This is a genomic window from Streptacidiphilus fuscans, assembly GCF_015690355.1.
GTDB classification, from domain to species: Bacteria; Actinomycetota; Actinomycetes; order Streptomycetales; family Streptomycetaceae; genus Streptacidiphilus; species Streptacidiphilus fuscans.
The window spans coordinates 12466-36605 of the sequence record NZ_JADPRT010000006.1; the positions used below are offsets into that span (position 1 = coordinate 12466).

The 24140-nt window shown below is 71.8% G+C and carries 24 protein-coding genes; 20 read left to right on the forward strand and 4 right to left on the reverse strand.

The window, feature by feature from the left end; genetic code table 11:
• Positions 1–44: 44 nt before the first annotated feature.
• A complete protein-coding gene (locus tag I2501_RS15865; protein ID WP_196194691.1) occupies positions 45–1655 on the forward strand; it encodes an APC family permease in 1611 nt (536 codons plus the stop codon).
• A gap of 45 nt (positions 1656–1700) precedes the next feature.
• Here I2501_RS15865 and I2501_RS15870 read toward each other — a convergent pair whose 3' ends face one another.
• Both I2501_RS15870 and I2501_RS15875 read right to left on the reverse strand, forming a co-directional pair.
• A complete protein-coding gene (locus tag I2501_RS15870; RefSeq protein ID WP_196194692.1) occupies positions 1701–3788 on the reverse strand; it encodes an eCIS core domain-containing protein in 2088 nt (695 codons plus the stop codon).
• A 153-nt stretch (positions 3789–3941) separates the two neighbouring features.
• Complete coding sequence (locus I2501_RS15875) at positions 3942–5093, reverse strand: MFS transporter (protein WP_196194693.1); 1152 nt, start codon at positions 5091–5093, stop codon at positions 3942–3944.
• 125 nt (positions 5094–5218) lie between these two features.
• On the opposite strand from I2501_RS15875, the gene I2501_RS15880 reads away from it, so the two are divergent.
• From I2501_RS15880 to I2501_RS15895, 4 genes are all read left to right on the forward strand, one after another.
• Positions 5219–5986: an AraC family transcriptional regulator gene (locus I2501_RS15880; protein WP_196194694.1), complete on the forward strand. Its 768-nt coding sequence runs from the start codon at positions 5219–5221 to the stop codon at positions 5984–5986.
• 84 nt (positions 5987–6070) lie between these two features.
• Positions 6071–6856, forward strand: a complete 786-nt coding sequence (locus tag I2501_RS15885; RefSeq protein WP_196194695.1) for a sugar phosphate isomerase/epimerase family protein — start codon at positions 6071–6073, stop codon at positions 6854–6856.
• Between the two features lie 89 nt (positions 6857–6945).
• A complete protein-coding gene (locus I2501_RS15890) occupies positions 6946–7410 on the forward strand; it encodes a CBS domain-containing protein (RefSeq protein ID WP_196194696.1) in 465 nt (154 codons plus the stop codon).
• A gap of 165 nt (positions 7411–7575) precedes the next feature.
• Positions 7576–7893 (forward strand): hypothetical protein, encoded by a 318-nt coding sequence (locus I2501_RS15895; protein ID WP_196194697.1) that lies wholly within the window; start codon positions 7576–7578, stop codon positions 7891–7893.
• A gap of 105 nt (positions 7894–7998) precedes the next feature.
• Here the strand turns inward: I2501_RS15895 and I2501_RS15900 are convergent, their stop codons facing one another.
• Positions 7999–9375: an MFS transporter gene (locus tag I2501_RS15900; RefSeq protein WP_196194698.1), complete on the reverse strand. Its 1377-nt coding sequence runs from the start codon at positions 9373–9375 to the stop codon at positions 7999–8001.
• Positions 9376–9605: 230 nt separating this feature from the next.
• Between I2501_RS15900 and I2501_RS15905 the strand changes: the two genes are divergently transcribed.
• From I2501_RS15905 to I2501_RS15955, 11 genes are all read left to right on the forward strand, one after another.
• Positions 9606–11135 (forward strand): aldehyde dehydrogenase, encoded by a 1530-nt coding sequence (locus tag I2501_RS15905; protein WP_196194699.1) that lies wholly within the window; start codon positions 9606–9608, stop codon positions 11133–11135.
• A 71-nt stretch (positions 11136–11206) separates the two neighbouring features.
• Entirely contained in the window at positions 11207–12157 is a 951-nt protein-coding gene (locus I2501_RS15910; RefSeq protein ID WP_196194700.1) for a VOC family protein, read from the forward strand.
• The gene (locus I2501_RS15915) at positions 12154–12975 is read left to right on the forward strand and encodes an aspartate dehydrogenase domain-containing protein (RefSeq protein ID WP_196194701.1); all 822 of its coding nucleotides are present in this window, start codon (positions 12154–12156) and stop codon (positions 12973–12975) included. The genes I2501_RS15910 and I2501_RS15915 overlap by 4 nt, the downstream gene beginning before the upstream one ends.
• Positions 12976–13019: 44 nt before the next feature.
• On the forward strand, positions 13020–13820 hold the full coding sequence (locus I2501_RS15920; RefSeq protein WP_328806394.1) for an alpha/beta fold hydrolase: 801 nt from the start codon (positions 13020–13022) through the stop codon (positions 13818–13820).
• A 55-nt stretch (positions 13821–13875) separates the two neighbouring features.
• A complete protein-coding gene (locus I2501_RS15925; protein WP_196194702.1) occupies positions 13876–14397 on the forward strand; it encodes a cupin domain-containing protein in 522 nt (173 codons plus the stop codon).
• Complete coding sequence (locus I2501_RS15930; RefSeq protein ID WP_196194703.1) at positions 14397–15155, forward strand: SDR family oxidoreductase; 759 nt, start codon at positions 14397–14399, stop codon at positions 15153–15155. Before I2501_RS15925 ends, I2501_RS15930 begins: the two co-directional genes overlap by 1 nt.
• A gap of 25 nt (positions 15156–15180) precedes the next feature.
• Positions 15181–15975, forward strand: a complete 795-nt coding sequence (locus tag I2501_RS15935) for an SDR family oxidoreductase (RefSeq protein WP_196194704.1) — start codon at positions 15181–15183, stop codon at positions 15973–15975.
• Positions 15976–16024: 49 nt separating this feature from the next.
• Positions 16025–17692, forward strand: a complete 1668-nt coding sequence (locus tag I2501_RS15940; protein WP_196194705.1) for a thiamine pyrophosphate-binding protein — start codon at positions 16025–16027, stop codon at positions 17690–17692.
• A complete protein-coding gene (locus I2501_RS15945; protein WP_196194706.1) occupies positions 17689–18660 on the forward strand; it encodes a PDR/VanB family oxidoreductase in 972 nt (323 codons plus the stop codon). Before I2501_RS15940 ends, I2501_RS15945 begins: the two co-directional genes overlap by 4 nt.
• 35 nt (positions 18661–18695) lie before the next feature.
• Positions 18696–18911 carry a recombinase-like helix-turn-helix domain-containing protein gene (locus I2501_RS15950; RefSeq protein WP_196194707.1) on the forward strand — a complete coding sequence of 72 codons (216 nt, stop codon included), beginning with the start codon at positions 18696–18698 and terminating at the stop codon, positions 18909–18911.
• Positions 18912–18913: 2 nt separating this feature from the next.
• Entirely contained in the window at positions 18914–19972 is a 1059-nt protein-coding gene (locus I2501_RS15955; RefSeq protein WP_196194708.1) for an aromatic ring-hydroxylating oxygenase subunit alpha, read from the forward strand.
• A 71-nt stretch (positions 19973–20043) separates the two neighbouring features.
• On the opposite strand, the gene I2501_RS15960 is transcribed toward I2501_RS15955, so the two are convergent.
• Positions 20044–20604: a MarR family winged helix-turn-helix transcriptional regulator gene (locus I2501_RS15960; RefSeq protein ID WP_196194709.1), complete on the reverse strand. Its 561-nt coding sequence runs from the start codon at positions 20602–20604 to the stop codon at positions 20044–20046.
• 326 nt (positions 20605–20930) lie between these two features.
• Here I2501_RS15960 and I2501_RS15965 point away from each other — a divergent pair, with 326 nt between their 5' ends.
• Genes I2501_RS15965 through I2501_RS15980 form a run of 4 tightly spaced genes read left to right on the forward strand, consistent with a single transcriptional unit; the run spans position 20931 to position 24092 of the window.
• Positions 20931–21236: an urease subunit gamma gene (locus tag I2501_RS15965; RefSeq protein WP_196194710.1), complete on the forward strand. Its 306-nt coding sequence runs from the start codon at positions 20931–20933 to the stop codon at positions 21234–21236.
• Positions 21237–21277: 41 nt separating this feature from the next.
• On the forward strand, positions 21278–21679 hold the full coding sequence (locus tag I2501_RS15970; protein WP_196194711.1) for an urease subunit beta: 402 nt from the start codon (positions 21278–21280) through the stop codon (positions 21677–21679).
• The gene (ureC, locus tag I2501_RS15975; protein WP_196194712.1) at positions 21679–23403 is read left to right on the forward strand and encodes an urease subunit alpha; all 1725 of its coding nucleotides are present in this window, start codon (positions 21679–21681) and stop codon (positions 23401–23403) included. Before I2501_RS15970 ends, ureC begins: the two co-directional genes overlap by 1 nt.
• Positions 23400–24092, forward strand: coding sequence for an urease accessory protein UreF (locus I2501_RS15980; RefSeq protein ID WP_196194713.1), 693 nt, complete (start codon positions 23400–23402; stop codon positions 24090–24092). Before ureC ends, I2501_RS15980 begins: the two co-directional genes overlap by 4 nt.
• The last annotated feature ends 48 nt before the right edge of the window (positions 24093–24140 follow it).

Consider the following 24140-nt stretch of genomic DNA (forward strand, 5'->3'; position numbering starts at 1 on the left):
CTACTAACTGCACATTCAGTCAGTTGCGCGAGGAGTCACCCCCCATGACCCAAGCACCGCAGCCCGCCGATCCAGCCACCCCGGACCTGTCCGAGGGCTGGGGCGAACAACGCTCGCGACTCCGCAAGGACCTCCGTAGGCGCGATGTTCTCTTCTTCCTGATCTGCACGCTCGTCGGCCTCGACACCATCGGCTCGGTCGCGGCCCAAGGCCCGCAGGGCCTCAGCTGGATGGCGGTCCTCGCCCTCGTCTTCTTCCTCCCCTACGGCCTGCTGGTCGCCGAACTCGGCTCGGCCTTCCCGGTCCAGGGCGGCCCGTACGTCTGGACCCGGCTCGCCTTCGGGCGGTTCACGGCCGGGCTCAACCAGGTCCTGTACTGGATCTCCAACCCGGTCTGGGTCGGCGGCAGCCTCTGCATCATCGCGCTGACCACCTGGGAGCAGTTCTTCACGCCGCTGCCCGGCCTGTGGAAGTACGTGGCCGGGCTCGCCTTCATCTGGATCGGCGCGTTCGCCGTCGTCCAGTCGGTCCGCGTCGGCAAGTGGGTGCCGATCGCCGGTGCGGTCGCCCGGATCGTGCTGCTCGGCTTCTTCCTCATCTCGGTGGTGGTCTACGCGATCGAGCACGGCGTGCACGCGCTGCCGACCGGTCAGTTCGCACCCACCTACGTCGGGTTCGTCGGCCTGGTCCCCGTGCTGATCTTCAACTACGTCGGATTCGAGCTGCCCAGCTCGGCGGCCGAGGAGATGAAGAACCCGCGGCGCGACATCCCGCTCTCCATCCTGCGCTCGGGCCTCGCCTCGCTGGTCCTCTACGGCGGACCGATCCTCGGCATCCTCTTCGTTCTCCCGGCCAAGGAGATCGGCGGCCTCGGCGGCTTCATCGACGCCTGCAAGGCGGTGTTCACCGTCTACGGCGGCCATGTCGCGGCCGACGGCACGATCACGCTGACGGGCGCGGGTTCCGTCCTCGGCGGGATCGCGGCGGCGGGGCTCATCATCGGCCTGCTCACCAGCGGCATCACCTGGGCGATGGGCGCCCACCGCGCCCAGGCCGTCGCCTGCGCGGACGGCGCGGGCCCGGCCTGGTTCGGCAGGATCTCCGAGCGCTACGGCACCCCGGTGCGGGTCAACATCCTCTCGGCGGTGCTGGCGTCGATCCTGCTGGTGGTCGCGCTCAACCTCACCCAGGGCAACGGCGAGAAGTACTTCGCGGCGGGTCTGGGGCTGGCCATCTCGACGACGTTCATCTCGTACGTGATCACCTTCCCCAGCCTGGTCGTGCTGCGCCGCAAGTACCCGCGCACCCCGCGTCCGTACCAGGTCCCGGGCGGCATGGCGGGCGTGTGGACGGTGACGATCCTGGCGACGGGACTGGTCGCCTTCACGGTGGTGGTCCTGGTCTGGCCCGGCTTCGGCGTCGGCTGGTTCGGCACCGGCGGCTCGGCCGCGGCGTCCCTGCCACCGAGCTTCGCGGGGCAGCGGCTGCAGTACACACTCAGTCAGGTCCTGCCGCTGGCCCTGTTCCTGGTGATCGGGCTGGTCTTCTACGCGTGCGGCGCGCCCGCGCGCCGGCGGAGCGCAGAGCGGGCGGGCGCGGGTTCGGGCGAGCGCGCGCCGGACACGCAGGCGGAGGATCTCGTTCCCGGCCTGTGACGAGGCGCGCGAACAGGAACCCCGCGCGGGGGTCGCCGTCGGCCGTCAGTAGTAGTGGACGTCCTCCATGGCCGAGTGGTGGTACGGCCCCCGCGAGCGCCGCCGCGCCCGCCGCTCTTCCTCTTCCTGTTGGTGTATCACGATGTCCTGGTACGTGCGGTCCAGCTTGTTGCGCACCTCGTGGTGGAGGCTGGTGAACTCCGATTCGGTGATGGTGCCGCGGCTGGCGTCCATGATCTGCCGGTGCACCAGCCCGAACTCGGCTGCCGCCGTGTTCACCTGCGCGGATGTCGCATGCTCGCCGGGGTCGGCGATGACGTCGATCGCGAAGCTGATCCAGTCGGCCTTGTTGTAACGGCCTCCCGGCATCGTCGGCACCACGAGCTCGGCCGGTTCGAGCAGCGCTGTGACGGTCAGCCGGATCGCGTAGCCGCGACTGGCGAACCTGGCCCGGAAGTCGCGCAGTGCCGTCTCCATGGCGAGCTGTTCGGTGTTGACGGCGTTGGTGCCGACCACCAGGTTGCGGAACTCGCTGGGGCCGTCGTCCCCGTCGCCGATCAGGTGGCACCACTCGTGCGAGGCCAGCCGTCCCGATCCGCCGCCGTGACCGGTGTCGGGCATCAACTCGTGCGCGGCGATGTTGCCCATCGCCGCCGCCGGATTGCGTCCTGCCTCGGCCCTGTCCACCGTGGGCGGCCTGGACACCGCGACCCGCGTGCGGATCTCCTCCGGTCGGCGCCGGGGGTCGGCAGCGGCCCTGTCGAAGGCTCGTGCACTCATGAAGCCCCGACTGTCCTTGGCCGTTCCGTTGGCATAGGAGAAGTGCCGGTCGTGAATGTTGGGCCGGTAGAAGACGAAGGGCTGGTGCCGATCCGTGGGCAGCTGGATGAGGTGCCTGGTATCCGTGCCGTCGACACAGTTGTCCATGTTCAGACCCCTGGCCCGGGCCAGCTCGTAGAGTTCCCGCGCGTCGGCGTGATGGGCAGGGTTGGTGCCCCAGCTGTCGTCGAAGCGGTAGGTCCGGCCGATCGAGTGGCCTCCGTGGTCCCTGGGGACCTTGTCCACAACGGTGAAGGCCGCGTCGGGATCGATCAACGTGCTGCTGCGACCCTGACGATCGTTGATCAGTTCGACGGTGTAGACGAAGAACTGCGTCCTGAACTTGACCTGCCATCGGGTTCGAAGGGCCCCGCCGCGGCGACCCGCCGGCCTGGGCAGTGTGGTGCCCGAGACGATCTGCGCATGTTCCGGGAAGTCGCGGCTCGGGGTGGTGTAGGCCGCCATCGGTGCCGGTACGAGTCTCCCCGCGTCGTCGAACCTCTCCCTCGGGACGTACATCGCCACCAGGGACTGCAACTGCCAGATCTGGTTGTCCTGGTCCCTGGCGTCGGCGGGGATCGTGTCGGGCTCCAGGGTCGCCCGCCCGCGCGGCATGCGCTGGACCGACGTCCCGGCCGCATCCGTGTGTCCCGCGTGGCCCGTGTGGCCCTCGGCGGCGTGGGCGGTGTGCGCGTGGTCGGCGTGCGCGGGCGGCGCTCCGGCGAGAACGCGGGTGGCCTGCTGCTCGGCCTCACGCTCGAAGCGGTCACCGGGGTCCGAGACCCGAAGCCCGTCCCCCCGGTCGGTGCCGGCGACCGGGCCCGAGCGCTGCTGGATCACGTGGGTGAGCTCGTGCGCCAGGGTGTGCCGGTCGGCGCCGCCCTCGCCGATGACCACGTGGCTGCCGGACGTGAAGGCGCGGGCGCCGACGGACGCCGCCGACTCGCGAGCGGCCTGGCCGGTGTGCAGGCGGACGTCGGAGAAGTCGGCCCCGAATCGGGCCTCCATGTCGCTCCGGGTCGCCTGGTCGAGGGGCTGCCCCGGGCGGCGCAGCTCGTCCTGCACCGCCCGCTGCACGGGCGCGTCCGCCTGTGGCGCTTCGACTTCCTGGTCGTCGGACCGCTGCCGCTGGATCGCCCGCGTGACGGCGGCGTTCCCGGCGAGGCGCTGGAGGGCGAGGAGGCCTGCGGGGCCCGAGGCGCTCAGCCGACCTCCGGCCGGGAGCCGGGCTCCGGCAGCTGGAAGCGCGGCCCTGCCGGAACGGGGGCTGTCGCTGTTCTGCTTTTCCTCGCGAGGGGGGCGTTGCGGTGCCATCGAATCTCCCGGCCGACCACGAATATGACGCCTCGTCATCGTGGGTCGGGAGCCTTGCGTTCAGCGAGAGGAACCAGGGCACACCGGCTGCGTGATTGCCCCTGACCGAAATGCGCGATTGTCTCTCACGCCGTCCACGTCCGCGCGTGCTGCTTACGTTGCTCCCGCGCGCAGTCCTGGGTCGTCGGCCGGTTCACGGGCCGGCTCGCGGAGGGCCAGGGAGACCACGACGGCGATCACCGTCACGGACGCGAGGACGACGAGAGCGCCTCGCGGACCGTGGCGGTCGGCCACGAGGCCGAGCAGCGGCATGAACAGTCCACCGGCGCTCAGCGCGAGCCCGAGGGTGACGCCGGCCGCGGTGCCCGGCCGGCTGGGCAGGTAGTCCTGGCCGAGTTTGACGAGCACGGCGAACGGCACGTTCGAGATCACGCCCACGGCCAGTACCAGCGGGAGCGCGGCGTACTTGTCGTCACAGGCCAGCAGGAGCCACAGGGCGGGCAGCATCGCGGCGTTGCCGACCTGCACCGTGCGGACCATCCCGATGCGGTCGGCGATCCGGCCGCCCAACAGGGTGCCGAGGACGCCACCGCCGAGTTCGAGGGTCAGCGCCAGACCGCCGAGCGCGCTGCTCGCTCCCAGATGCCGGATCCAGTAGAGCGAGACGAACGTGTTCAGCCCGGTCGAGATCGTGGACCGCACGATCTCGACCCCGGTCAGCGTGGCGAACCGCCCGACCTGGTCCGTGCCCTGACGCCGTCCAATGCGGGACGCAGGGTCCGTGGTCCGGCCGTGGTGGCGCAGCAGCACGAAGCCCATGAGCACGGCCGGCGGGATGAACAGCGCGGTCGCGCCGATCCCCAAGCTGTCCAGAGCCGGTGTCACCAGCGCCGGGCCGACGAAGAATCCGACGCTGCCTCCCGCCGCGAAGTAGCTCATCGCGGTGGCGCTGTCCCCCGCCGCACGGCGGGCGTCCCGCCCGGCGGGTGGATGGAACATCGCGATGCCGACTCCGGCCAGCAGGAGCAGGGCGAACACCAGCGGATACGCGGGCGCCAGCCCGGACAGCCCCGCCCCGACGCCCGCGAGGGTGATGCCGAGCGGCGACATCCACCGCAGCCGGTGCCGGTCGGCCAGGAGGCCGATCGGTATCTGGGGCAAGGCGCTGCCCAGCGTCGCGGCCAGCGCGAGCCCGGAGGCCTCGACGTAACTGAAGTGCCGCTCCAGTACGAAGTACGGGACGGCGGCGGGCACGAGCCCCTGGTAGAAGTCGTCGACGGCGTGCGCGGTGGCCCACACCCGCATCCGGCGCCAGTGTCCCGGCAGGTCATCGGTTTCGCGGGGGCGGGGGCGGGGGGCTCTCTGGATCGTCCTCACGCCTCCACCCTGGACGATCCGGCGGGGGCAGACTTCCCGTATTCTGCCTGGTGATGTCGCAGATCCGCCACACACCTGTCGCGCCGACCCACACCGAGGACCGTGAGGGCGGCGACCTCATCGACCGCCACCGCCACGACGACCACCAGCTGATCTACGTCAGCTCCGGCGTCCTCGCGATCCGCACGGAGCACGGCTCCTGGGTCGCGTCGAACGACCGCGCGCTGTGGGTCCCCGCGCGCACGTGGCACGAGCACCGCTTCTACGGCCACAGCCGGTTCCACACGGTCGGGTTCCCCGCCACGGGCGCGGCACCGCTGCTCGCCGCGCGCACACCGACGGTCATCGGCGTCGACGCCCTGGTGCGCGAACTGCTCATCGCTCTGACCGGGACCACGCTCACACCGGCCGAGACACGTCACCTCCGGGCGGTGCTCCGGGACCGGCTGCGCCGCGTCGAGCTCCAGCCGATCACGCTTCCCACCGCGCGCGACCGGCGACTCGCCGACGCCTGCCGGCTCGTCGAGGCAGACCTGCAACGGCCGTACACCCTCTCCGGGCTCGCCCGTCACGTGCACACCGGCGAACGCACGCTGTCACGGCTGTTCCGCGAGGAGTTCGGGATGACCTTCCCTCAATGGCGCACCCGTGTCAGGGTCTTCACCGCGATGGTGCTGCTCGCCGAGGGCGCCACCGTCACCGACACGGCCCACGCCTGCGGATGGGCGACGACCAGCGCGTTCGTCCACACCTTCGCCCAGACGATGGGGACGACGCCGGGCGCCTATCGCGCGGGAGCGCGCCCGCAGCAGGAGGCGTGACGGCACGACGCACGGCGGTCCGCAGGACCGACAAACTTGGGTAAGCGCTTTCCAGTTCCAGCCTCGGTGTTCTAGGCTGCTCCCGTGCGCCTTGCCCTCTCGACCCTCGGACTGCCAGGCCTGCCGCTGGCCGACACCGTCCGCCTCGCCGCCGACCACGGCTGGGAGGGCCTCGAACTGCGGTGCACCGCAGGCGAATCCGTCCATCTGGAGCTGGATTCCGCCGAACGCCTGGCCGCCCGCCGCCTGTTGGAGCGCGCAGGGATCACCCCGCTCTGCCTGGCCAGTTACGTCGGCGTCGCCGCCGCAGGGGACGACGCACCGGTCGTCGCTTCGCTCCGCGAGCACGTCCGCCTCGCCGCCGATCTGGGCGCGCAGTCCGTCCGCGTCTTCCCGAGCGGCGGGGACGACCCGCTCGCGGACGCGGACGAGCGCGCGGTTCGGCGGCTCGCCGTCGTCGCCGACGAGGCGGAACGCGCGGGCGTACGCGTCCTGGTGGAGACCCACGACTCGCACCGGGCCGCCCGCGACGTGGCACGCGTCGTGGCGCGGGTCGACCACCCGGCGGTCGGCGGGCTGTGGGACCTGATGCACACCTGGCTCGCGGGCGAGTCCCCGTCGGAGTCGTGGGCGGCGCTGGCTCCGCATCTGGGCCACACCCAGGTCAAGGACATCGCCGGCCCCGACGACCTCACCCCGCTCGCCCTCGGCGCGGGCGTCCTGCCGATCGCGGAGTGCGTCGCCCTGCTGCCGCCCGACGGTTGGGTCTCCTGGGAGTACGAGGCAGCGTGGCACCCCACCGCCCAGCCGCTCCCCGGCCTGCTCGGCGAGGGCGCGCGCTACCTTTCTCGCGCCCGTCCCGGGCGCTAGGAGCACGTCATCCGGAAGGGGTCGTTCTGCCGGGTCCGGAGGTGGGCATGAAGAGAAGGGAGGTGTCGGCCACCGAAAGGATCACTGACATGCCCCTGACTGTTGCCCAGGTCCTCGCTGCCAAGCCCGACGGCGGCGGCACGGTTCACACCATCGGCAAGGACCGCACGGTACTCGACGCGCTGACGCTGATGGCAGCCAAGGGAATCGGCGCGCTCGTCGTCATGGCCGAGGGACAGATCGCCGGGATCGTCACCGAACGGGACTACGCCCGCAAAGTGGAGCTCCATGGACACTCGGCCGCCACCACACGCGTCGAGGAGATCATGACCGCGCGGGTCCGTTACGTCGAACCGACCCAGACCGCGGACGAGTGCATGGCGCTGATGACCGAGCACCGTATGCGCCACCTGCCCGTCCTCGACGCCGGACGGCTCAGCGGCATCGTCTCCATCGGCGACCTGCTCAAGCAGCAGATCGCCGACCAGCAGTTCACCATCGACCAGTTGGAGCACTACATCCACGGCGCACCGATCGCCGCCCCACCGCGCTGACCGCGTGACGACCCGTCCAGCTCCGTTGTCGCTCCGCGGTCTCAGCAGTCTCGGCTGTCTCACGCGGAGATCAATCGTTCGCCGATGGTACGGAGTGGCTGCAACGCGGGTAGCAAGTCCGCGAAGAGATCGAACAGATCGTCGTGGAAGGGATGGACGCGGGCCATGAGCAGCGACACGTGGCATACCGGATTCACCCATTGGATAGTGCAGCAGGTGCGCGAGAACGGCATCGTCGAGCAGGAGATCCCCGAGGCGTTGCTCTGGTGCTGGACCAGCGCCGCCCGGTCGACCGGCCTGGACCCCGAGGACGTACGGGAGATCGCCCGCCGCACCGGGGCGGCCGAGAGCGACGTGCTCGCGGCGTGCGGGCGGGACAACGCGCAGTGGGCCGCCGAGCAGGACCGGTTCGACCAGCCGGACCTGGTCGCTCTCGACAAGTACCTCGACACGATCCTCGGCGGACTCTTTCCCTCATCGTGAGCAGACAGACGTCATCGCACGGTGGTGAACGCGCGGTGGCCGCCCGTCGTGGGGAACGGGCGGCCACCGGTCAACGAGAGGTTGCGGTCAACCTCTCAAGGACGCTCAGGAGTTGAGCTCCTCCAGGGTCCTGCCACGCGTCTCGGTCGCGAACAGGGCGACCACCGTGCCGACCACCGCGACGCAGCCGAGCTGGGCGAAGACGGTGGCCAGGTCGCCGCCGCCGCTCAGCACCGCGCCGACGACGATCGGGCCGATGATGATGCCGAGGCGGTTCCAGACCCCGCCGAACGCCGAGCCCATGGCACGGGTGCGGGTCGGGTAGAGCTCCGGGGTGTAGAGGTACAGCGTCACGTTGGTGGCGTAGACGAAGAGCGTCGCCACCGACGCCAGCACCGCGACCTGTCCGCCGCTGTGGACGCCCGAGGCCGCCAGCACCAGCAGCGCCAGCGCCGCGCCGCCCATGCCGAGCACGAGCGCGGGACGGCGGCCGATGCGGTCCACCAGGAGCGCCACCACCAGACAGCCGACCAGGCCGGTCAGGTTGCTGAGCAGGGTGTAGTCCAGCGCGGTCTGCAGCTTCAGGTGGAAGTGCGAGGTGTAGACCGAGGGCAGCCAGGAGGCCGTGCCGTAGTTGACGTAGTACGCGACGAACCAGAGCGCCGAGACCACGGCGGTGCGCTTGAGGTAGCGCCCGGCGAAGAGGTCGCGCAGGCTGCCGCGCGACTCCTCCCTGACGTGGGTGAGGACCGGCTCGGGCAGTTCCTCCCCGCCGGACGCGGCGATCTCGGTGGCGATCTCCGCCTCGATGCCGGCGAGCACGCGTTCGGCCTCCTCGGCGCGCCCACGGGCGAGCAGCCAGCGCGGTGACTCGGGGATCCTGCGCTGCAGGTAGGCGATCAGGATGGCCGGGACTCCGCCGATGACGAAGAGCGCGCGCCAGCCGAAGGTGGGGACGACCCAGCTGGCGACCAGGGTGGCGGCGGCGAGTCCGGCCGGGAAGATCAGCTCGTACATCAGCACGAAGCGACCGCGCCGCTCCGACTTGGCGATCTCGTTGATGTAGGTCGCCGCCACCGGCACCACACCCCCGATGCCGAAGCCCTGGATGGTCCGGAACAGGAAGAAGAGGGCGAAGCCCGGGGCTGCGGCGACCGCGAAACTCGCCACCGCGGTGATCGCCACGCCCAGCGCGACGGTGCGCACCCGGCCGATCCGGTCACCGGCCCAGCCGGCGGCGACCGCGCCGAGCAGCATGCCGATCGAGCTGCTGGTGATGATCTCCGTGCCCTGACCTGCGGTGAGATGCCACTGCTTGGTGAGGACCGGCAGGGTGGACGCGGTCAGCAGTTGGTCGAAGGCCTCGAAGAAGGTCACCGCGCCGATGACGGTGCGGACCTTGGTGTGCCAGCGGGACTGGGGAAGTCTCTCGATCCTGGCGGCGACGGAGGCGACGGCCGTGGTGGGCGCCACTGTGGCCATGCGGGTTCCCTTCGAATGGGAGCGGGGGTGTCGCTGACCTTAAGAGGAGCTATCTAAGCGGTCAATAGCTTTGGCCTTAGTGATTACGGCTTCTCACCAAGTGGACTCTTGTCACTCTCTGGGGCATACCCACACGCCACGGCAAGAAATGCCGGGAGGGTCTTGCGCAAGAATAGTTAAGCGCTTAGATTTCTCCGCACCGAACGACCACCCGGAAGGAATGGGTGCGCATGAGCGTGCAGTCGGAGCCCTCCCCCCACTCGTCGACCCAGGCGGCCCCAGGCCTCGCCTTGCCCGCCGACGAGATCCTCGTCGGCGGACGCTGGCGCCGCGGCCGGGGCCTGCCCGTCCGGCCTCTCGACCCGGCCACCGGCCGGGAGTTGACGGTCATTCAGGCCGCCTCGGTCGAGGACGTCGAGGAGGCCGCCCGGGCCGGTGCCCGCGCCGCCGCCGACCCGGCGTGGCGAGGTCTGCTGCCGCACGAGCGGGCCCGCTACCTCTACCGGATCGCGGAGCTGATCGAGCGCGACACCGACGAGCTGTCCGCGCTGCAGACCGCGAACACCGGCAAGACGCGCGCCGAGACCACCGCCCTGGTCCGCAGCGCCGCCGGGACCTTCCGCTACGTCGCCGCCACGCTGGAGACGGCGGAGGACGCGCTCACCCCATCCCGGGGCGCGTACGTCACCATGAGCGTCCACGAGCCGCTCGGCGTGGTCGGCGCGATCACGCCGTGGAACTCGCCGATCGCCTCCGAGGCCCAGAAGGTCGCCCCGGCACTGGCGGCCGGCAACGCGGTACTGCTCAAGCCCGCCGAGTGGACGCCGCTGGTCGCGCTCGCGCTCGGCCGGATCGTGGAGGAGGCCGGCCTGCCCGCCGGCCTGCTCTCGGTCCTGCCCGGCAAGGGCAGCATCGTCGGCGACGCGATCGTGCGGCACCCGCTGGTCAGCAAGGTGACCTTCACCGGCGGGACCACCACCGGACGCACCATCGCGCACCACGCCGCCGACAAGCTGATCCCGGTCTCCCTGGAGCTGGGCGGCAAGTCCCCGACCGTCGTGCTGCCCGACGCGGACGTCGAGCAGGCCCTGGCGGGCGTGCTGTTCGGGATCTTCTCCAGCAGCGGCCAGGCCTGCATCGCGGGCTCCCGGCTCTTCGTGCCGGAGTCGCTCTACGACGAGTTCGTCGGTGAACTCGTGCGCCGCACCGAGCAGTTGCGCGTCGGTCCCGGCACCGACCCGCGCACCCAGGTCGGCCCGCTGGCGCACCCCCGCCACCGGGACGCGGTCGCCGCCTACGTCGAGCTGGCCCGCAAGGAGGGCGGCCGGATCCGCTGCGGCGGCGCGGCCCCCGAGGGCGAGCAGTACGCAGGTGGCGCCTACTACCTGCCGACCGTCATCGACGGTCTGCCCAACGACGCCCGCACCTGCCAGGAGGAGATCTTCGGCCCGGTGCTGGTCTGCCTCCCCTACAAGGACGAGGAGGACCTGCTGGCCCAGGCCAACGGCTCCGTCTACGGCCTGGCCTGCGGCATCTGGACGCGCGACGCCCGAGCGGCATGGCGGCTGGCCGGTCTGCTGGAGGCCGGGACGGTGTGGATCAACACCTACAAGCAGTTCAGCTCCTCCACCCCGTTCGGCGGGTTCAAGGAGAGCGGTCTCGGCCGGGAGAAGGGCCGCGACTGGATCCGCTCCTACCAGCGGCAGAAGTCCCTGTACTGGGGCACCGACGCCACCCCGCTTCCCTGGGCGGCTGTCTGATGCCACGTCAGACACGTCAGACGCGTCAGGCAGCGATGCCGAGCCACCCGCACCAACCACTGGAGACCCCCATGAGCCTGACGGTCGCGCCGCCCCCGCCCGTCGCCCGGCTGCGCCGACTGCGCGCGGTCGAGCTGCGGACACCCCACTTCGCCGCCTCCGGCGACTTCTACCGCGAGGTGTGGGGGCTGGAGCAGGTCGAGTCCGGCCGCGACGGCAGCTGGCTGCGCGGAACGGGCGACAACCACCACGTGCTGAGCCTGCAGCGCGCCGAGGCCAACGGCCTGGGCCGGATCAGCTTCGCCGTGGCCACCCCCGCCGAGATCGACGAGGCCGCGCGCCGACTCCTCGCCCGCGGCATCGTCCCGGTCGCGGGCCCCGGGCGCCTCGACCAGGTCGGCGGCGGCTACGGCCTCCGCTTCACCGACCCCGAGGGCCGACTGATCGAGCTCTCGGCGGACGTCGAGGCGGTCGTGCCGCGCGACCGGCTGGGCACTGCCGTGCCGGTGGGCGTCACCCACGTGGTGCTGAACACCATCGACATCGACGCCGCCGTCGCCTTCTACTGCGAGGTGCTCGGCATGCGGGTCTCGGACTGGTCCGCGCACCAGATGGCGTTCCTGCGCATCAACAGCGACCACCACTGCATCGCCTTCAACCAGGCGGAGTGGGCCTCGCTCAACCACGTCGCGTACGAGATGCCGTCGGTCGACCACTTCATGCGCGGCCTCGGCCGGCTCAAGCACCACGGAATCGCCCCGCAGTGGGGGCCGGGACGGCACGGGCCGGGCAACAACACCTTCTCCTACTTCACCGATCCGGCCGGGCTGGTCTGCGAGTACACCTCCGATGTCGCGCAGGTCGTCGAGGACCGGTGGATCTGCCGCACCTGGCCCCGGACGCCGGAGCTGTCCGACCTGTGGGGCACCGCCGGTCCGCCGTCCGCCACCATCCGCAGCCACATGGCCGGGATCCCGGACCCGGGCCCGCTCGCGGCACAGCACGAAGGAGCACGGGCATGAGCGTCGTCACTCAGGTCTCTCACGGAACGACCACGCGCCGCGTCGGGCTGGTCGGTTGGGGCGCGATCGGTCAGGTCGTCGGCAACGCGCTGGCCGAAGGCCGGGTCCCCGGCGCCGAGTTGGTCGGCATCGTCGACAACCGGACGCTGGACGACCTGCCCGCCCAGCAGCTCAACTTCGAGCAGGCGCTGGAGTCCTGCGACCTGATCGTCGAGGCGGCCGGGCAGTCCGTGGTCCGCGAGTGGGGCGAGCGGGTGCTCGCCGCGGGCGTCGACCTGATGGTCTGCTCCAGCGGCGCGCTGACCGACGCCGACCTCGCCGAGCGGCTGCGCGGGGCCGGTCCCGGCCGGGTCTACTTCACCGGAGGCGCGGTCGGCGGCCTGGACCTGCTCCAGGCCGTGCGCGGCCTCGGTCCGCTGACCACCGTCCGGCTCACCACCACCAAGCTGCCGCGCACGCTCATCCAGCCGTGGATGGACCAGGAACTGACGGACCGTCTGAAGCGCGCCGAGGAGCCGGTCGAGGTGATGCGCGGCACCGCCGCCGACGTCCCGTCCAAGTTCCCCAAGTCGACCAACGTGGCCGCGTCCGTCGCGCTCGCCGTCGGCGACCCGCGTGCGGTCGAGGTGGTCGTGATGGCCGACCCGGCCGCCACGCTGACCCGGCACGTGATCGAGGCCGAGGGCAGCCACGGCAGCTACCGCTTCGAGGTCAACCACCGCCCCGACCCGGTAAACCCGGCCACCAGCCAAGTCGTCCCGCATGCCGTGCTGCGCAGCCTGGACGCGGTGCTGGGCCGCTCCGGGATGGTTCTGTGAGTGCGCAGCGGAGTCGAGGCGGAGCACGACCGGGAGATGCTCTAGTGGACATCGAAGCGCTGGCCGACGGCGTGCACGTGGTCGAGTCGGGTCCCGAGGACGGTCCCGTTCTGCTCTGCTTGCACGGCATCGGTTCCTCCTCCGCCTCGTTCGCGCGGCTGGCCGAGGACCTCGCAGACAGCGTCCGCGTCGTCCGCTGGGACGCGCCCGGCTACGCGGCCTCCGCCGACCCCGAGAAGGCCCCCGGCCTGGACGGATTCGCGGACGCCGCAGCGGAGTTGATCCGGCGGCGCGGCGGGCGGGCCCATGTGCTCGGCGTCTCCTGGGGCGGCGTGATCGCGCTGCGGCTGGCGGTCCGTCACCCGGAGCTGGTGGCCTCGCTGGTGGTCGCCGACTCCAGCGTCGGCTCCGGCGCCGACCCGGAGGCGACGCAGCGGATGCGGGCCCGCGCAGGCCAGTTGGCCGAGCAGGGCACCGAGGCGTTCGCCGCCGAGCGCGGACCGCGCCTGGTCTCCGACGCGGCCCCGGCCGAGTTGGTGGACCGCGTGGTGCGCACCATGGCCGACAGCATCCGCCTCCCCGGCTACGGCTACGCCGCCGAGGCGATGGCCGAGGCCGACCTCACCCCCGAACTGCCGCAGATCACCGCCCCCGTTCTGGTGGTCTGTGGCGACAAGGACCGCGTCACCGGCCCGGCGGCCTCGCAGGCCATCGCCGGCGGACTGCGGCGCGTCGCCTACGTGGTGATCGCCGACGCCGGGCACCTGGCCAACCAGGAGCAGCCGGACGCCTTCCACTCCTGGGTGCGCGCGCACCTGCACGTCACCGCGCGCATCCCGTTCTGACCATCCGTCACCATCCACCGCACAACGCACAACGCACAACGCAAGGAGCATCTCCATGCCGCTCGACCCCACCCCGTACCACGACGGTTCCGACCTGGCCGCCTTCACCGACTCGCTGATCGCCACCAAGGACTCGCGCGAGCCCGACTGGGACACCCTCGCTTTCCAGGCCAAGGCCGGTGACCAGTACCGCCGCGCCCAGATCCGCTACGTCGGCTCCGGCGCGACCGGCAACCACGAGGGCGACAACCGGATCATCCCCTCCGGCGGCTTCACCTTCTCCAACATGCTGCTGCCGCCCGGCGCCGAGGGCCCGGAGCACACCCACCACGACGTCGAGGAGGCCTTCTTCGTCCTGGAGGGCCAGGTCCGCGTCGGCATCCACCGTGGCGCCGACGAGATCGAGTACCGCACCCTCGGCTACCGCGACATGATCGTGGTCCCGGCCGGCGTGGCCCGCTCGCTCAAGAACGAGGGCGACACCGACGCACTCTTCTGCGTCGTCATCGGCACCCAGAAGCCGCAGGTCCCGACCTACCCCGAGCACTCGCCGATGCACGGCGTGACGCGCGGCTGATGGCGGACGACACGAGGCGGCGCACGGTCGTGGTGACCGGCGCGGGCCGCGGCCTCGGGCTGGCCACGGCGCACCGGATCGGCCGCGACGGCTACCGCGTCGTCGTCGCCGAGCTGGACGCCGAGCGCGGCGAGCAGGCCGTGGCAGAGCTGCGGGCGGCCGGCGTCGACGCGGTCTTCCACCCGCTCGACGTCGGCTCGCCCGAGTCGGTCGACGCCCTGGCCGCCGCGCTGGCCGCCGACGGGACCCGGCTCCACGGCCTGGTCAACAACGCCGGTCTGGCCAACGCGGTGGGCGGCAAGCCGTTCCACGAGATCGACGTCGCCGCCTGGGACCGGATCGCCACCGTCAACGCGCGCGGCCCCTGGCTGGTCGCGCGCGGGCTGTGGCCGCTGATGGCGGCCAACGGCGAGGGACGGATCGTCAACCTGGCCTCCGACGCCGCGCTCTACGGGTCGCCGCGCCTCGCGCACTACATCGCCTCCAAGGGTGCGGTCATCGCGCTGACCCGGGCGATGGCGCGGGACGCGGGCGACGCCGGGGTCACCGTCAACGCGGTGGCCCCGGGCCTGACCGAGGGCGAGTCGGCGGTCGACATCCCGGCCGAGCGGCACGAGCTCTACCGCCTGAACCGCGCGGTGAAGCGCCCGCAGCGGCCGGAGGACCTGGTCGGCCTGATCGCGTTCCTGGTCGGCCCCGAGTCCGGCTACATCACCGGCCAGACCTTCGCCGTCAACGGCGGCTTCACGATGAACTGACCGAACCAGCAAGAGGAGTAACACCATGGACCTGGGCCTCTCCGGCCGCGGCATCCTGGTCACCGGAGGCAGCTCCGGGGTCGGCCTCGCGACCGTCCGTATGCTGCTCGCCGAGGGGGCCAAGGTCGCCACCTGCGGACGCCGTCCGGACGCGCTCGCGGGAGCCCTCGCCGGGCTCGCCGAGCGCTACGGCGACGACCACCTGTTCCACGCGCCGTGCGACGTGCGGGACGCGACGGCCGTCGACGCCTTCGTCAACCGCGCGGCCGAGCGGCTCGGCGGCCTCGACGGGCTGGTCAACAACGCGGGCGCCTCGCGCATGAAGCGCCTGCACGAGACCACCGCCGAGGACTGGCGCGACGAGCTCGACCTGAAGTTCTCCGGCGTGCTCAACCCGACCCTCGCCGCGCTGCCGCACCTGCGGACGTCGGACGCCGCGAGCGTGGTGAACATCAACGCGGTGCTGGCCAAGCAGCCGGAGCCGCACCTGATCACCACCAGCGCGGCGCGGGCCGGGATCCTCAACCTCTCCGCCTCGCTGGCCCAGGAGCTCGCCGCCGACGGCGTCCGGGTCAACTCGGTCTGCCTGGGCCTGATCGACACCGGCCAGTGGACCCGCCGCTACCAGGCCGACGACGCCGGGATCGACTACCCCACCTGGCAGGCCGAGTTCGCCGCCCGGCGCGGGATCGCGCTCGGCCGGTTCGGCACCGCCGACGAGGTCGCCTACGCGGTCACCACCCTGCTCTCCCCGCGCGCCGCGTACGTCACGGGCGCGAGCGTCGACGTCGCCGGCGGCGTCCACCGCGGCACCCACTGACCGCGCCCCTGACACCCCCGCAGTACCGGCCGTACCGAAGGAACTCCCCATGACCCCACCCAACGGCGGCGACCTGCTGGTCGAGCTGCTGCGTGCCCACGGCACCGACACCGTCTTCGGCGTCGTCAGCGTCCACAACCTGCCGCTCGTCGAGGCCGTCGATCGCGAGCTGCGCTTCGTCCCCGTGCGGCACGAGGCCGCGGCGGTGAACGCCGCCGACGGCTACGCCCGCGCCACCGGCCGCCTCGGCTGCGCGCTGACCAGCACCGGGACCGGTGCGGGCAACGCGGCGGGCTCGCTGATCGAGTCGCTGAGCGCCGGGACGTCGGTGCTGCACATCACCGGTCAGATCGACACCCCGTACCTGGGCCTGGGCCGCGGCTTCATCCACGAGACCAAGGACCAGCCCGCCATGCTGACGGCGGTCTCCAAGCACGCCGCCACCGTCCGCGACGCCGCCTCGGCCGCCGAGGTGCTGCGCGAAGCCGCCGCTGCCGCGCTGGCCGCACCGGGCGGTCCGGCGAGCGTCGAGTGGCCGATCGACCTGCAGTACGCGGAGCAGACGCCGGGTCAGCTCACCTCCCCCGCCGCTGCCGTGGCCGCGCCGCGGCCCGACGCCGCCGCGCTGGACGAGGCCACCGCGCTGCTGGCCGCCGCCCGGCGTCCGCTGATCTGGGCGGGCGGCGGCGCGACCGGGGCCCGCACGGAGCTGGCGGAGCTGCTGGCGCTGACCGGCGCGGGCCTGCTGACCAGCAACTCGGGCCGTGGCTCGGTCCCCGAGGACGACGAGCGCGTGGTCGGCAACTACGCCTCCGCTCCGGCGGGCAAGGCGCTGCTGGCCGAGGCGGACCTGCTGCTCTCGGTCGGCACGCACTTCCGCTCCAACGAGACCCACGACTACCGGCTCGCCGTCCCGGACGCGCACATCCAGATCGACCTGGACCCGGCCGCGCCGGGCCGCGTCTACCCGGCCAAGCACGGGCTGGTCGGCGACGCCGCCGCCGTGCTTGGTGAACTCGCTGCCCGGCTGCGCGCGGTGACCCCGCGCACCGAGGCCGCCTGGCCCGAGCGCGTGCGCCAGGCCCGGCAGGAGGCGCGCGCGAAGCAGCGCCACGCCATCGGCCCGCAGGCCGCGATCTGCGACGCGATCCGCGCCCACTACCCGGTCGGCAGCGTGATCGCCCGCGATGTCACCATCCCGTCCTCGACCTGGGGCAACCGGCTGCTGGAGATCACCGACCCGGCCACCAACGTCTTCCCGCGCGGCGGCGGCATCGGCCAGGGCCTGGCCATGGGCATCGGCGCGGCTGTCGGCCGTCCCGAGGTCCCGACCGTGGTGATCGCGGGTGACGGCGGTCTGGCCGTGCACCTGGGCGAGCTGCTGACGCTGGCTCAGGAGCGGCCCCGTCTCACGCTGCTGGTCTTCAACGACGGCGGCTACGGCGTGCTGCGCAACATGCAGGAGGCGGGTGGCGGTCAGCGCCACGGAGTGGACCTCACCACGCCGGACTTCTTCCTGCTGGCCTCGTCGCTGGGCCTGCCGTTCCACCGGATCAGTCACGCCGACGACGCCGACGCCGTCCTGCGCGAGGCTGCGGCTGCCGACGGTCCGACCGTGGTGGAGGTCGACCTGGCCGCGCTCGGCCCGATGAACGTCCCGTTCACCCCTCCGGTGAGCGTGCCCACCCCGAAGTCCCCGACGGGAGGTGCCCGATGAGCCGCTCGGAAGAGTACGACCTGGACCTGCTGGTGCACCGCACCACCTGGGAGGCCGACGGGGTCCTCTCCGTCGAGCTGGTCCACCCCGAGGGCGAGGCGCTGCCCGCGTGGACTCCGGGCGCGCATATCGACCTCCATGTCGGCGCGCATGTGCGGCAGTACTCGCTCTGCTCCGACCCGGCCGACGCCTCCCGCTGGCGGATCGGCGTGCTGCGCGAGCCGTCCTCGCGGGGCGGCTCGGCGCACGTCCACGACACGCTGCGCCCTGGTCAGACGGTCACGGTGCGCGGGCCGCGCAACCACTTCGAGCTGGACCACGACGTCGAGCGCTACCTCTTCGTCGCGGGCGGCATCGGCATCACGCCGCTGCTCGCCATGGCCCGCGACGCCGCCCGGCGCGGCGTCCCGTGGCGGCTGGTGCACGGCGGACGGCGGCGTGACTCGATGGCGTTCGGCGCCGAACTGCGGGCGCTGGCCGAGCAGTCGAGCGGCGCGGGCGTCGAGGGCGCCGTCGAGTTCGTGCCCGAGGACGAGTGCGGACGGATCGACCTGGACTCTCTGCTGACCGACCTCGCGCCCGGCACCCAGGTCTACTGCTGCGGCCCCGAGCCGCTGCTGGCCGCCGTCGAGCAGCGCTGCGACGCCCGCACCGAGCGCTTCGCGGCCCCGGCCGCAGCGCCCGTCGACCCGTCCGGCGAGGCCGCGTTCGAGGTGGTCTGCAACCGCAGCGGCCGAACCGTCACCGTCGCGCCCGACTGCTCGACGCTGGAGGCGCTGGAGACGGCGGGGATCCCCGTCAACTCGTCCTGCCGGGACGGGATCTGCGGCACCTGCGAGACCCCCGTCCTCGACGGCGAGGTCGAGCACCGCGACTTCCTGCTCACCGACGAGGAGAAGGCGGCCGGGAAGTCGATGATGCTCTGCGTCTCGCGCGCCCGGTCCGCCCGCCTCGTCCTCGACCTCTGAGCCTCATCAGCGCTTCTGTCACTCCTGGAGCAACCATGGACCAGTACCTGAACATCCGTCAGTCCCGTGACGGGGAGCCGAACCCCTACGAGATCCGGCTCGCCGGAGCTGTCGAGGAGGTCTTCGGCGCGGGCGCCCACGACCTCGCCGGGCTCGTCGCCGGGCTCAACGACCGCGGTCTCTTCGCCCCCGACGGCGCCGCCTGGACCGAGCAGACCTTCACCGCCGAGATGCAGCGCCTGGGAGCCTGACCATGCCGACGACCACCACCCCCGTAACCGGCGCGTCCTCCACCGGGCTCGACTCCACCAGCGCCGACGAGATCTTCGCGACCGGCCTGCGCAACCAGTGGTACGCCGTGTGCCCCTCCGAATTCGTCCCCGCGGGCGGGATGCGCCGGGTCACCCGGCTCGGCCGCGACTGGGTGCTCTTCCGCCGCGGCAACGGCACCCTGCACATGCTCGCCGACCGCTGCCCGCACCGAGGCGCGCGGCTGTCCCAGGGCAAGCACCTGGGCGACCGGATCGCCTGCTGGTACCACGGCGTCCAGGTCGACGGCGGAGGCACCGTCACCTCCGTGCCGGGCCTGCCCGGTTGCACCCTGGAGGGCCGCACGCTCGTCCAGGCCCCGCCGGTCACCGAGATCGGCGGCGCGATCCTGGCCTACTTCGGCGACAGCAGGAACCCCGAGCCGTGCGAGCTCACCCTGCCCGAGCCGCTGACCGACCCGGACGTCTCGTCGTTCCTCTGCTACGCCGAGTGGAACGCCAACTGGCGCTGGGGCATGGAGAATCTGCTCGACCCCATGCACGGTTCGTTCCTGCACCGCGACTCGCACAGCATGTTCGCGGGCGAGACCACCGCCAAGTTCCGGATCCGGGAGACCGGTCGCGGCTTCTTCTTCGAGAAGACCGACCAGCGCGGCGTCAACTTCGACTGGGTCGAGCTCTGCCGGACCGGCGTCGACTGGGTCGATCTGGAGATCCCCTACCCGCCGACTGCGGGCCCTGGCGGGCCGTTCGGCATCGTCGGCATGGTCACCCCGATCGACGCGGACCGCAGCGCCGTCTTCTTCTGGCGCTACCGCAAGGTCCAGGACTGGCAGCGCGACGTGTGGCGCTTCCTCTACCGGACGACGCTGGAGCCGCGCCACTGGGAGGTGCTGGAGCAGGACCGTCTGGTCCTGGAGGGCCTCCCCGCCGACGCCGACCAGGCGGAGAACCTCTACCAGCACGACCTCGGCGTCGTCCGGGTGCGCCGGATGTACCGCACCGAGGCCGAGAAGCAGGCCGCTGCCGCCGTCACGCCCTGACTCCGGGCGGCGGCCGAACCGCTGAGCCCCGGACCGATTCCTTCGGTCCGGGGCTCAGCGGTTTCCTGTGTTCAGTCCTGCGGCTCGGCGGCCTGGTCCGCAGCCGCGTCGAGGGAGGTCTCCAGGCGGGCCAGCAGCGCGGCGAGCAGGCGGCGTTCGTCGCCGGAGAGCCCGGCCAGCATCCGGCGCTCGTTGTCGAGATGCCGCGCGAAGACCTCGTCGATCAGCGTGAGGCCCTGCTCCGTCAGCCGCGAGTGGACGATGCGGCGGTCGTTCTCGTCACGCTCACGGACGATCAGTCCGTCCTTCTCCAGCCGGTCGGCGCGCAGCGTCATCCCGGCGGTGGTGATCAACCCGCTGGCCGCCAACTGGCCCGCCGTCAGCCGGTAGGGCGGGCCCGCGCGGCGCAGCGCGGTCAGCACGTCGAAGCCGGCGATGTTGAGGCCGTACTCCTCCAGCGAGTCGGTGAGCAGCGACTGGTACCGCGCGAAGGTGCGGTGCAGCCGGGCCATGACCTGCAGCGGTTCGGTGTCCAGCTCCGGGCGCTCGCGCCGCCAGTCCGCGACGACCCCGTCGACGGCATCCCCCGTGCCCTCGCCCGTGCTCGCTGCACGGGACCGCGGGTACCCCATGTCGGACCTCCTGCCCGGCCGGCTGTCCTGCCCGCCGCCGGACATGATCCTAACGCGCGCCCCGGCCCGCGTTGGGCCGGTCGGGTGGCGTTCGCGCAGGTGGACGGTGCGGACACGATCCGTTCGCGCCCGGCGGCTGTAGCTTCCGCCAGGGCGGACAAGAGCTGGTTAAGGAAAGCCTTCAGCTGTTCAACAACATGTTGACGCGGCGCGGCGGCACCTCTACCTTCCTCTCAAACGGAAAGAACTTTCCGTATCGTGGAAGAAAACACCAGGCCGCCCGGCTCCTCGCGCGGCCGTCCCGCGCCCGCAGAAGGAGCGCCCCCATGAACCTCGCGCCGCGTGAGATCGACAAGCTCTACGTGTACGTGGTGGCCGACCTGGCCCGCCGACGCCGTGACCGCGGTCTCAAGCTCAACTACAGCGAGGCCGTCGCGCTGATCAGCGAAGGCATCCTGGAGGGCGCCCGCGACGGCCGGACCGTCGCCGAGTGCATGGAGCTCGGCAAGGGCATCGTCGGCTCCGACGAGGTGATGCCCGGCGTCCGCGCGATGCTCCCGCTGCTGCAGATCGAGGCCGCCTTCGTCGACGGCACCAAGCTCGTCTCGTGCCACGACCCCATCGGCGCCTGAGCCCTGTCACTCCGTCCTCGGCACGCCGAAAGAGAGCATCCATGTCCGCAGGCAGACCCGCCTATCTCTACGGAGAGGCGCCGGTCGAGATCAACGCCGGCAGGCCCACCGCGCGCGTGCGCGTGAGCAACACCGGCGACCGGGCCGTCCAGGTCGGCTCGCACTACCACTTCTTCGAGGTCAACCGCGCCCTCGACTTCGACCGCGAGCAGGCCTTCGGCATGCATCTCGACCTCCCCGCCGGGACCGCCGTCCGGTTCGAACCGGGCGACACGCGTGAGGTGGACCTGGTCGCGTACGCAGGGCACCGGCGGCTGGTCGGCTTCAGCGGACTCGTCGACGGCGGCCTCAACTCCGCCGACACGCGCGCCACGGCGCTGCGCCGCGCGGCCGAACGCGGCTTCCTCGGCGCTCTTCCGGCCGCGAAGGCGGGTGAGCTCTGATGGCGCTCGTCCCCCGCAGCCAGTACACCGACCTCTTCGGCCCGACCGTCGGCGACCGGTTCCACCTGGCCGACACCAACCTCGTGGTCGAGGTCGAGAAGGACTTCAACGAGGGCCACTACGGCGACGAGGCCGTCTACGGCGGCGGCAAGGGCATCCGCGACGGGATGGCCCAGGACCCGGCCGCGACCAACCTCAAGGGCGCGCTCGACCTGGTGATCACCAACGTCGTGGTGCTGGACCCGGTGCTCGGCGTGGTCAAGGGCGACATCGGCGTCAGGGACGGCTTCATCACCGCCGTCGGCAAGGCCGGGAACCCGCGCCTGCAGAGCGGTGTGCATCCCAAGCTGGTGATCGGCCCCGGCACCGAGGTGGTCTCCGGTGAACACCTGATCGCCACCGCGGGCGGCGTGGACACGCACATCCACTTCATCGCCCCGCAGCAGGCCCAGGAGGGCCTGACCAACGGCATCACCACCTTCATCGGCGGCGGCACCGGCCCGACCGACGGCACCAACGGCACCACCTGCACGCCGGGCCCGTGGAACATCGGCCGGATGTACCAGGCGGTCGAGGAGATGCCGGTCAACACCGGACTGCTCGGCAAGGGCAACGGCTCGCTGCCGGAGGCGCTGCGCGAGCAGGTCGAGGCGGGCGTCTGCGGCCTGAAGGTGCACGAGGACTGGGGCGCGACCCCGGCCACCATCGACACCGCGCTGCGCGTGGCCGACGAGTACGACGTCCAGGTCGCCATCCACACCGACACGTTGAACGAGTCCGGCTTCTACGAGGACACCCTGGACGCGATCGACGGCCGCACGATCCACACCTTCCACACCGAGGGCGCGGGCGGCGGCCACGCCCCGGACATCATGCGGATCGCGGGCGAGCCCAACGTCCTTCCCTCGTCGACCAATCCGACGCTGCCCTACACCGTCAACTCGATCGACGAGCTGCTCGACATGGTGATGGTCTGTCACCACCTCAGCCACGACATCCCCGAGGACGTCTCCTTCGCCGACTCCCGGGTCCGGGCGGAGACCGTGGCCGCCGAGACGGTACTGCACGACGAGGGCGTCATCTCCATCTTCTCGTCCGACTCCCAGGCGATGGGCCGGGTCGGCGAGTCCTTCACCCGCGCGTTCCAGACCGCGCACCACTGCAAGGACCAGCGCGGCAAGCTCGACGGCGACAGCGAGCGCAACGACAACCACCGGGTGCTGCGCTACCTGGCCAAGCTGACCATCAACCCGGCCGTCGCCACCGGCACCGCCGACTGGATCGGCTCGCTGGAGCCCGGCAAGCTCGCGGACATCGTGCTCTGGCCGATCCACTCCTTCGGCGCCAAGCCCAAGTTGGTCATCAAGGGCGGCATGGTCAACTGGGGCCTGATGGGCGACCCCAACGCGTCGCTGCCGACCACCCAACCCATCTACTACCGCCCGATGTTCGGCGCGATGGGCAAGGCCAGGCAGGCGACCCGGGTCTCCTTCATGTCGCAGGCGGCTATCGAGCGCGGTGTTCCGGCCGAACTCGGGCTGGACAGCCGGGTGTTGCCGGTGCGGGACTGCCGCACGGTCGGCAAGCAGCACATGGTCCGCAACGACGCGCTGCCCAAGATCCAGGTGGACCCGGAGACCTACCAGGTCACCGTGGACGGCGAACCCGCCACCATCGAGCCGGCGCGGACGCTTCCGCTCAACCACCTCTTCTACCTCGCATGACGACCGCTCTCGACCACCTGCTGGTCAGCCTCCAGCTCGCCGACTCCGCGTTCCCGAGCGGCCTCTACACGCTCTCGCACGGCCTGGAGGGCTACGTCCAGGCCAAGCGGGTGGACGCCGACTGCATGCCGGTGCTGCTGGAGGACCTGCTGCGCCACTCCGTCGGCCCGGCGGACGCCACCGCGCTCGCCCTGGCCCACCGCGCGGTCGGCGACGGCGACTGGGACGCGGTGGTCGAGGTGGACCGGCGACTGCTGGCGAGCAAGCTCAACCGCGAGGCACGCCAGGCCTCGACGCGCACCGGACGCCAGATGCTCGACACCGCCCGACTCGCCCTCGGCGGGCCGGAGTTGGACCGCTATGCGGAACTGGTCGCGGCCAAGGCCACGCCCGGCTGCCAGCCGGTGGCCGCCGGGGTCGCCTACGCGGCGAGCGGCGTCCCGGCCGAACAGGCCGTGGCGAGCGATCTGTTCGCCTTCGCCGTCAGCTTCGTCAGCGCCGGGCTGCGGCTGCGGCTGACGGACCACCGTCGGGCGCAGATCACCCTGCGCGAGCTCGCACCGGTGATCGAGGAGGTCGTAGCGGCGGCGCTGGAACGCGAATTGGCGGATCTGGGCGGCTGCGTCCCGCTCGCCGACGCGATGTCCGGACGCCACGAACGGGCCGAGGCACGGATGTTCGTCTCGTGACCGGCACCCACAGCACAACCCGGCAAGAACAAGCAGAAGGAAGTTGAC

What these genes read in the sequence shown, in the direction of transcription:
- I2501_RS15865 (WP_196194691.1), top strand. Translation starts at nt 45, where the DNA reads ATGACCCAAGCACCGCAGCCCGCCGATCCAGCCACCCCGGACCTGTCC.
- I2501_RS15870 (WP_196194692.1), bottom strand. Translation starts at nt 3,788, where the DNA reads ATGGCACCGCAACGCCCCCCTCGCGAGGAAAAGCAGAACAGCGACAGC.
- I2501_RS15875 (WP_196194693.1), bottom strand. Translation starts at nt 5,093, where the DNA reads ATGCGGGTGTGGGCCACCGCGCACGCCGTCGACGACTTCTACCAGGGG.
- I2501_RS15880 (WP_196194694.1), top strand. Translation starts at nt 5,219, where the DNA reads ATGTCGCAGATCCGCCACACACCTGTCGCGCCGACCCACACCGAGGAC.
- I2501_RS15890 (WP_196194696.1), top strand. Translation starts at nt 6,946, where the DNA reads ATGCCCCTGACTGTTGCCCAGGTCCTCGCTGCCAAGCCCGACGGCGGC.
- I2501_RS15895 (WP_196194697.1), top strand. Translation starts at nt 7,576, where the DNA reads ATGAGCAGCGACACGTGGCATACCGGATTCACCCATTGGATAGTGCAG.
- I2501_RS15900 (WP_196194698.1), bottom strand. Translation starts at nt 9,375, where the DNA reads ATGGCCACAGTGGCGCCCACCACGGCCGTCGCCTCCGTCGCCGCCAGG.
- I2501_RS15905 (WP_196194699.1), top strand. Translation starts at nt 9,606, where the DNA reads ATGAGCGTGCAGTCGGAGCCCTCCCCCCACTCGTCGACCCAGGCGGCC.
- I2501_RS15910 (WP_196194700.1), top strand. Translation starts at nt 11,207, where the DNA reads ATGAGCCTGACGGTCGCGCCGCCCCCGCCCGTCGCCCGGCTGCGCCGA.
- I2501_RS15915 (WP_196194701.1), top strand. Translation starts at nt 12,154, where the DNA reads ATGAGCGTCGTCACTCAGGTCTCTCACGGAACGACCACGCGCCGCGTC.
- I2501_RS15925 (WP_196194702.1), top strand. Translation starts at nt 13,876, where the DNA reads ATGCCGCTCGACCCCACCCCGTACCACGACGGTTCCGACCTGGCCGCC.
- I2501_RS15930 (WP_196194703.1), top strand. Translation starts at nt 14,397, where the DNA reads ATGGCGGACGACACGAGGCGGCGCACGGTCGTGGTGACCGGCGCGGGC.
- I2501_RS15935 (WP_196194704.1), top strand. Translation starts at nt 15,181, where the DNA reads ATGGACCTGGGCCTCTCCGGCCGCGGCATCCTGGTCACCGGAGGCAGC.
- I2501_RS15940 (WP_196194705.1), top strand. Translation starts at nt 16,025, where the DNA reads ATGACCCCACCCAACGGCGGCGACCTGCTGGTCGAGCTGCTGCGTGCC.
- I2501_RS15945 (WP_196194706.1), top strand. Translation starts at nt 17,689, where the DNA reads ATGAGCCGCTCGGAAGAGTACGACCTGGACCTGCTGGTGCACCGCACC.
- I2501_RS15950 (WP_196194707.1), top strand. Translation starts at nt 18,696, where the DNA reads ATGGACCAGTACCTGAACATCCGTCAGTCCCGTGACGGGGAGCCGAAC.
- I2501_RS15955 (WP_196194708.1), top strand. Translation starts at nt 18,914, where the DNA reads ATGCCGACGACCACCACCCCCGTAACCGGCGCGTCCTCCACCGGGCTC.
- I2501_RS15960 (WP_196194709.1), bottom strand. Translation starts at nt 20,604, where the DNA reads ATGGGGTACCCGCGGTCCCGTGCAGCGAGCACGGGCGAGGGCACGGGG.
- I2501_RS15965 (WP_196194710.1), top strand. Translation starts at nt 20,931, where the DNA reads ATGAACCTCGCGCCGCGTGAGATCGACAAGCTCTACGTGTACGTGGTG.
- I2501_RS15970 (WP_196194711.1), top strand. Translation starts at nt 21,278, where the DNA reads ATGTCCGCAGGCAGACCCGCCTATCTCTACGGAGAGGCGCCGGTCGAG.
- ureC (WP_196194712.1), top strand. Translation starts at nt 21,679, where the DNA reads ATGGCGCTCGTCCCCCGCAGCCAGTACACCGACCTCTTCGGCCCGACC.
- I2501_RS15980 (WP_196194713.1), top strand. Translation starts at nt 23,400, where the DNA reads ATGACGACCGCTCTCGACCACCTGCTGGTCAGCCTCCAGCTCGCCGAC.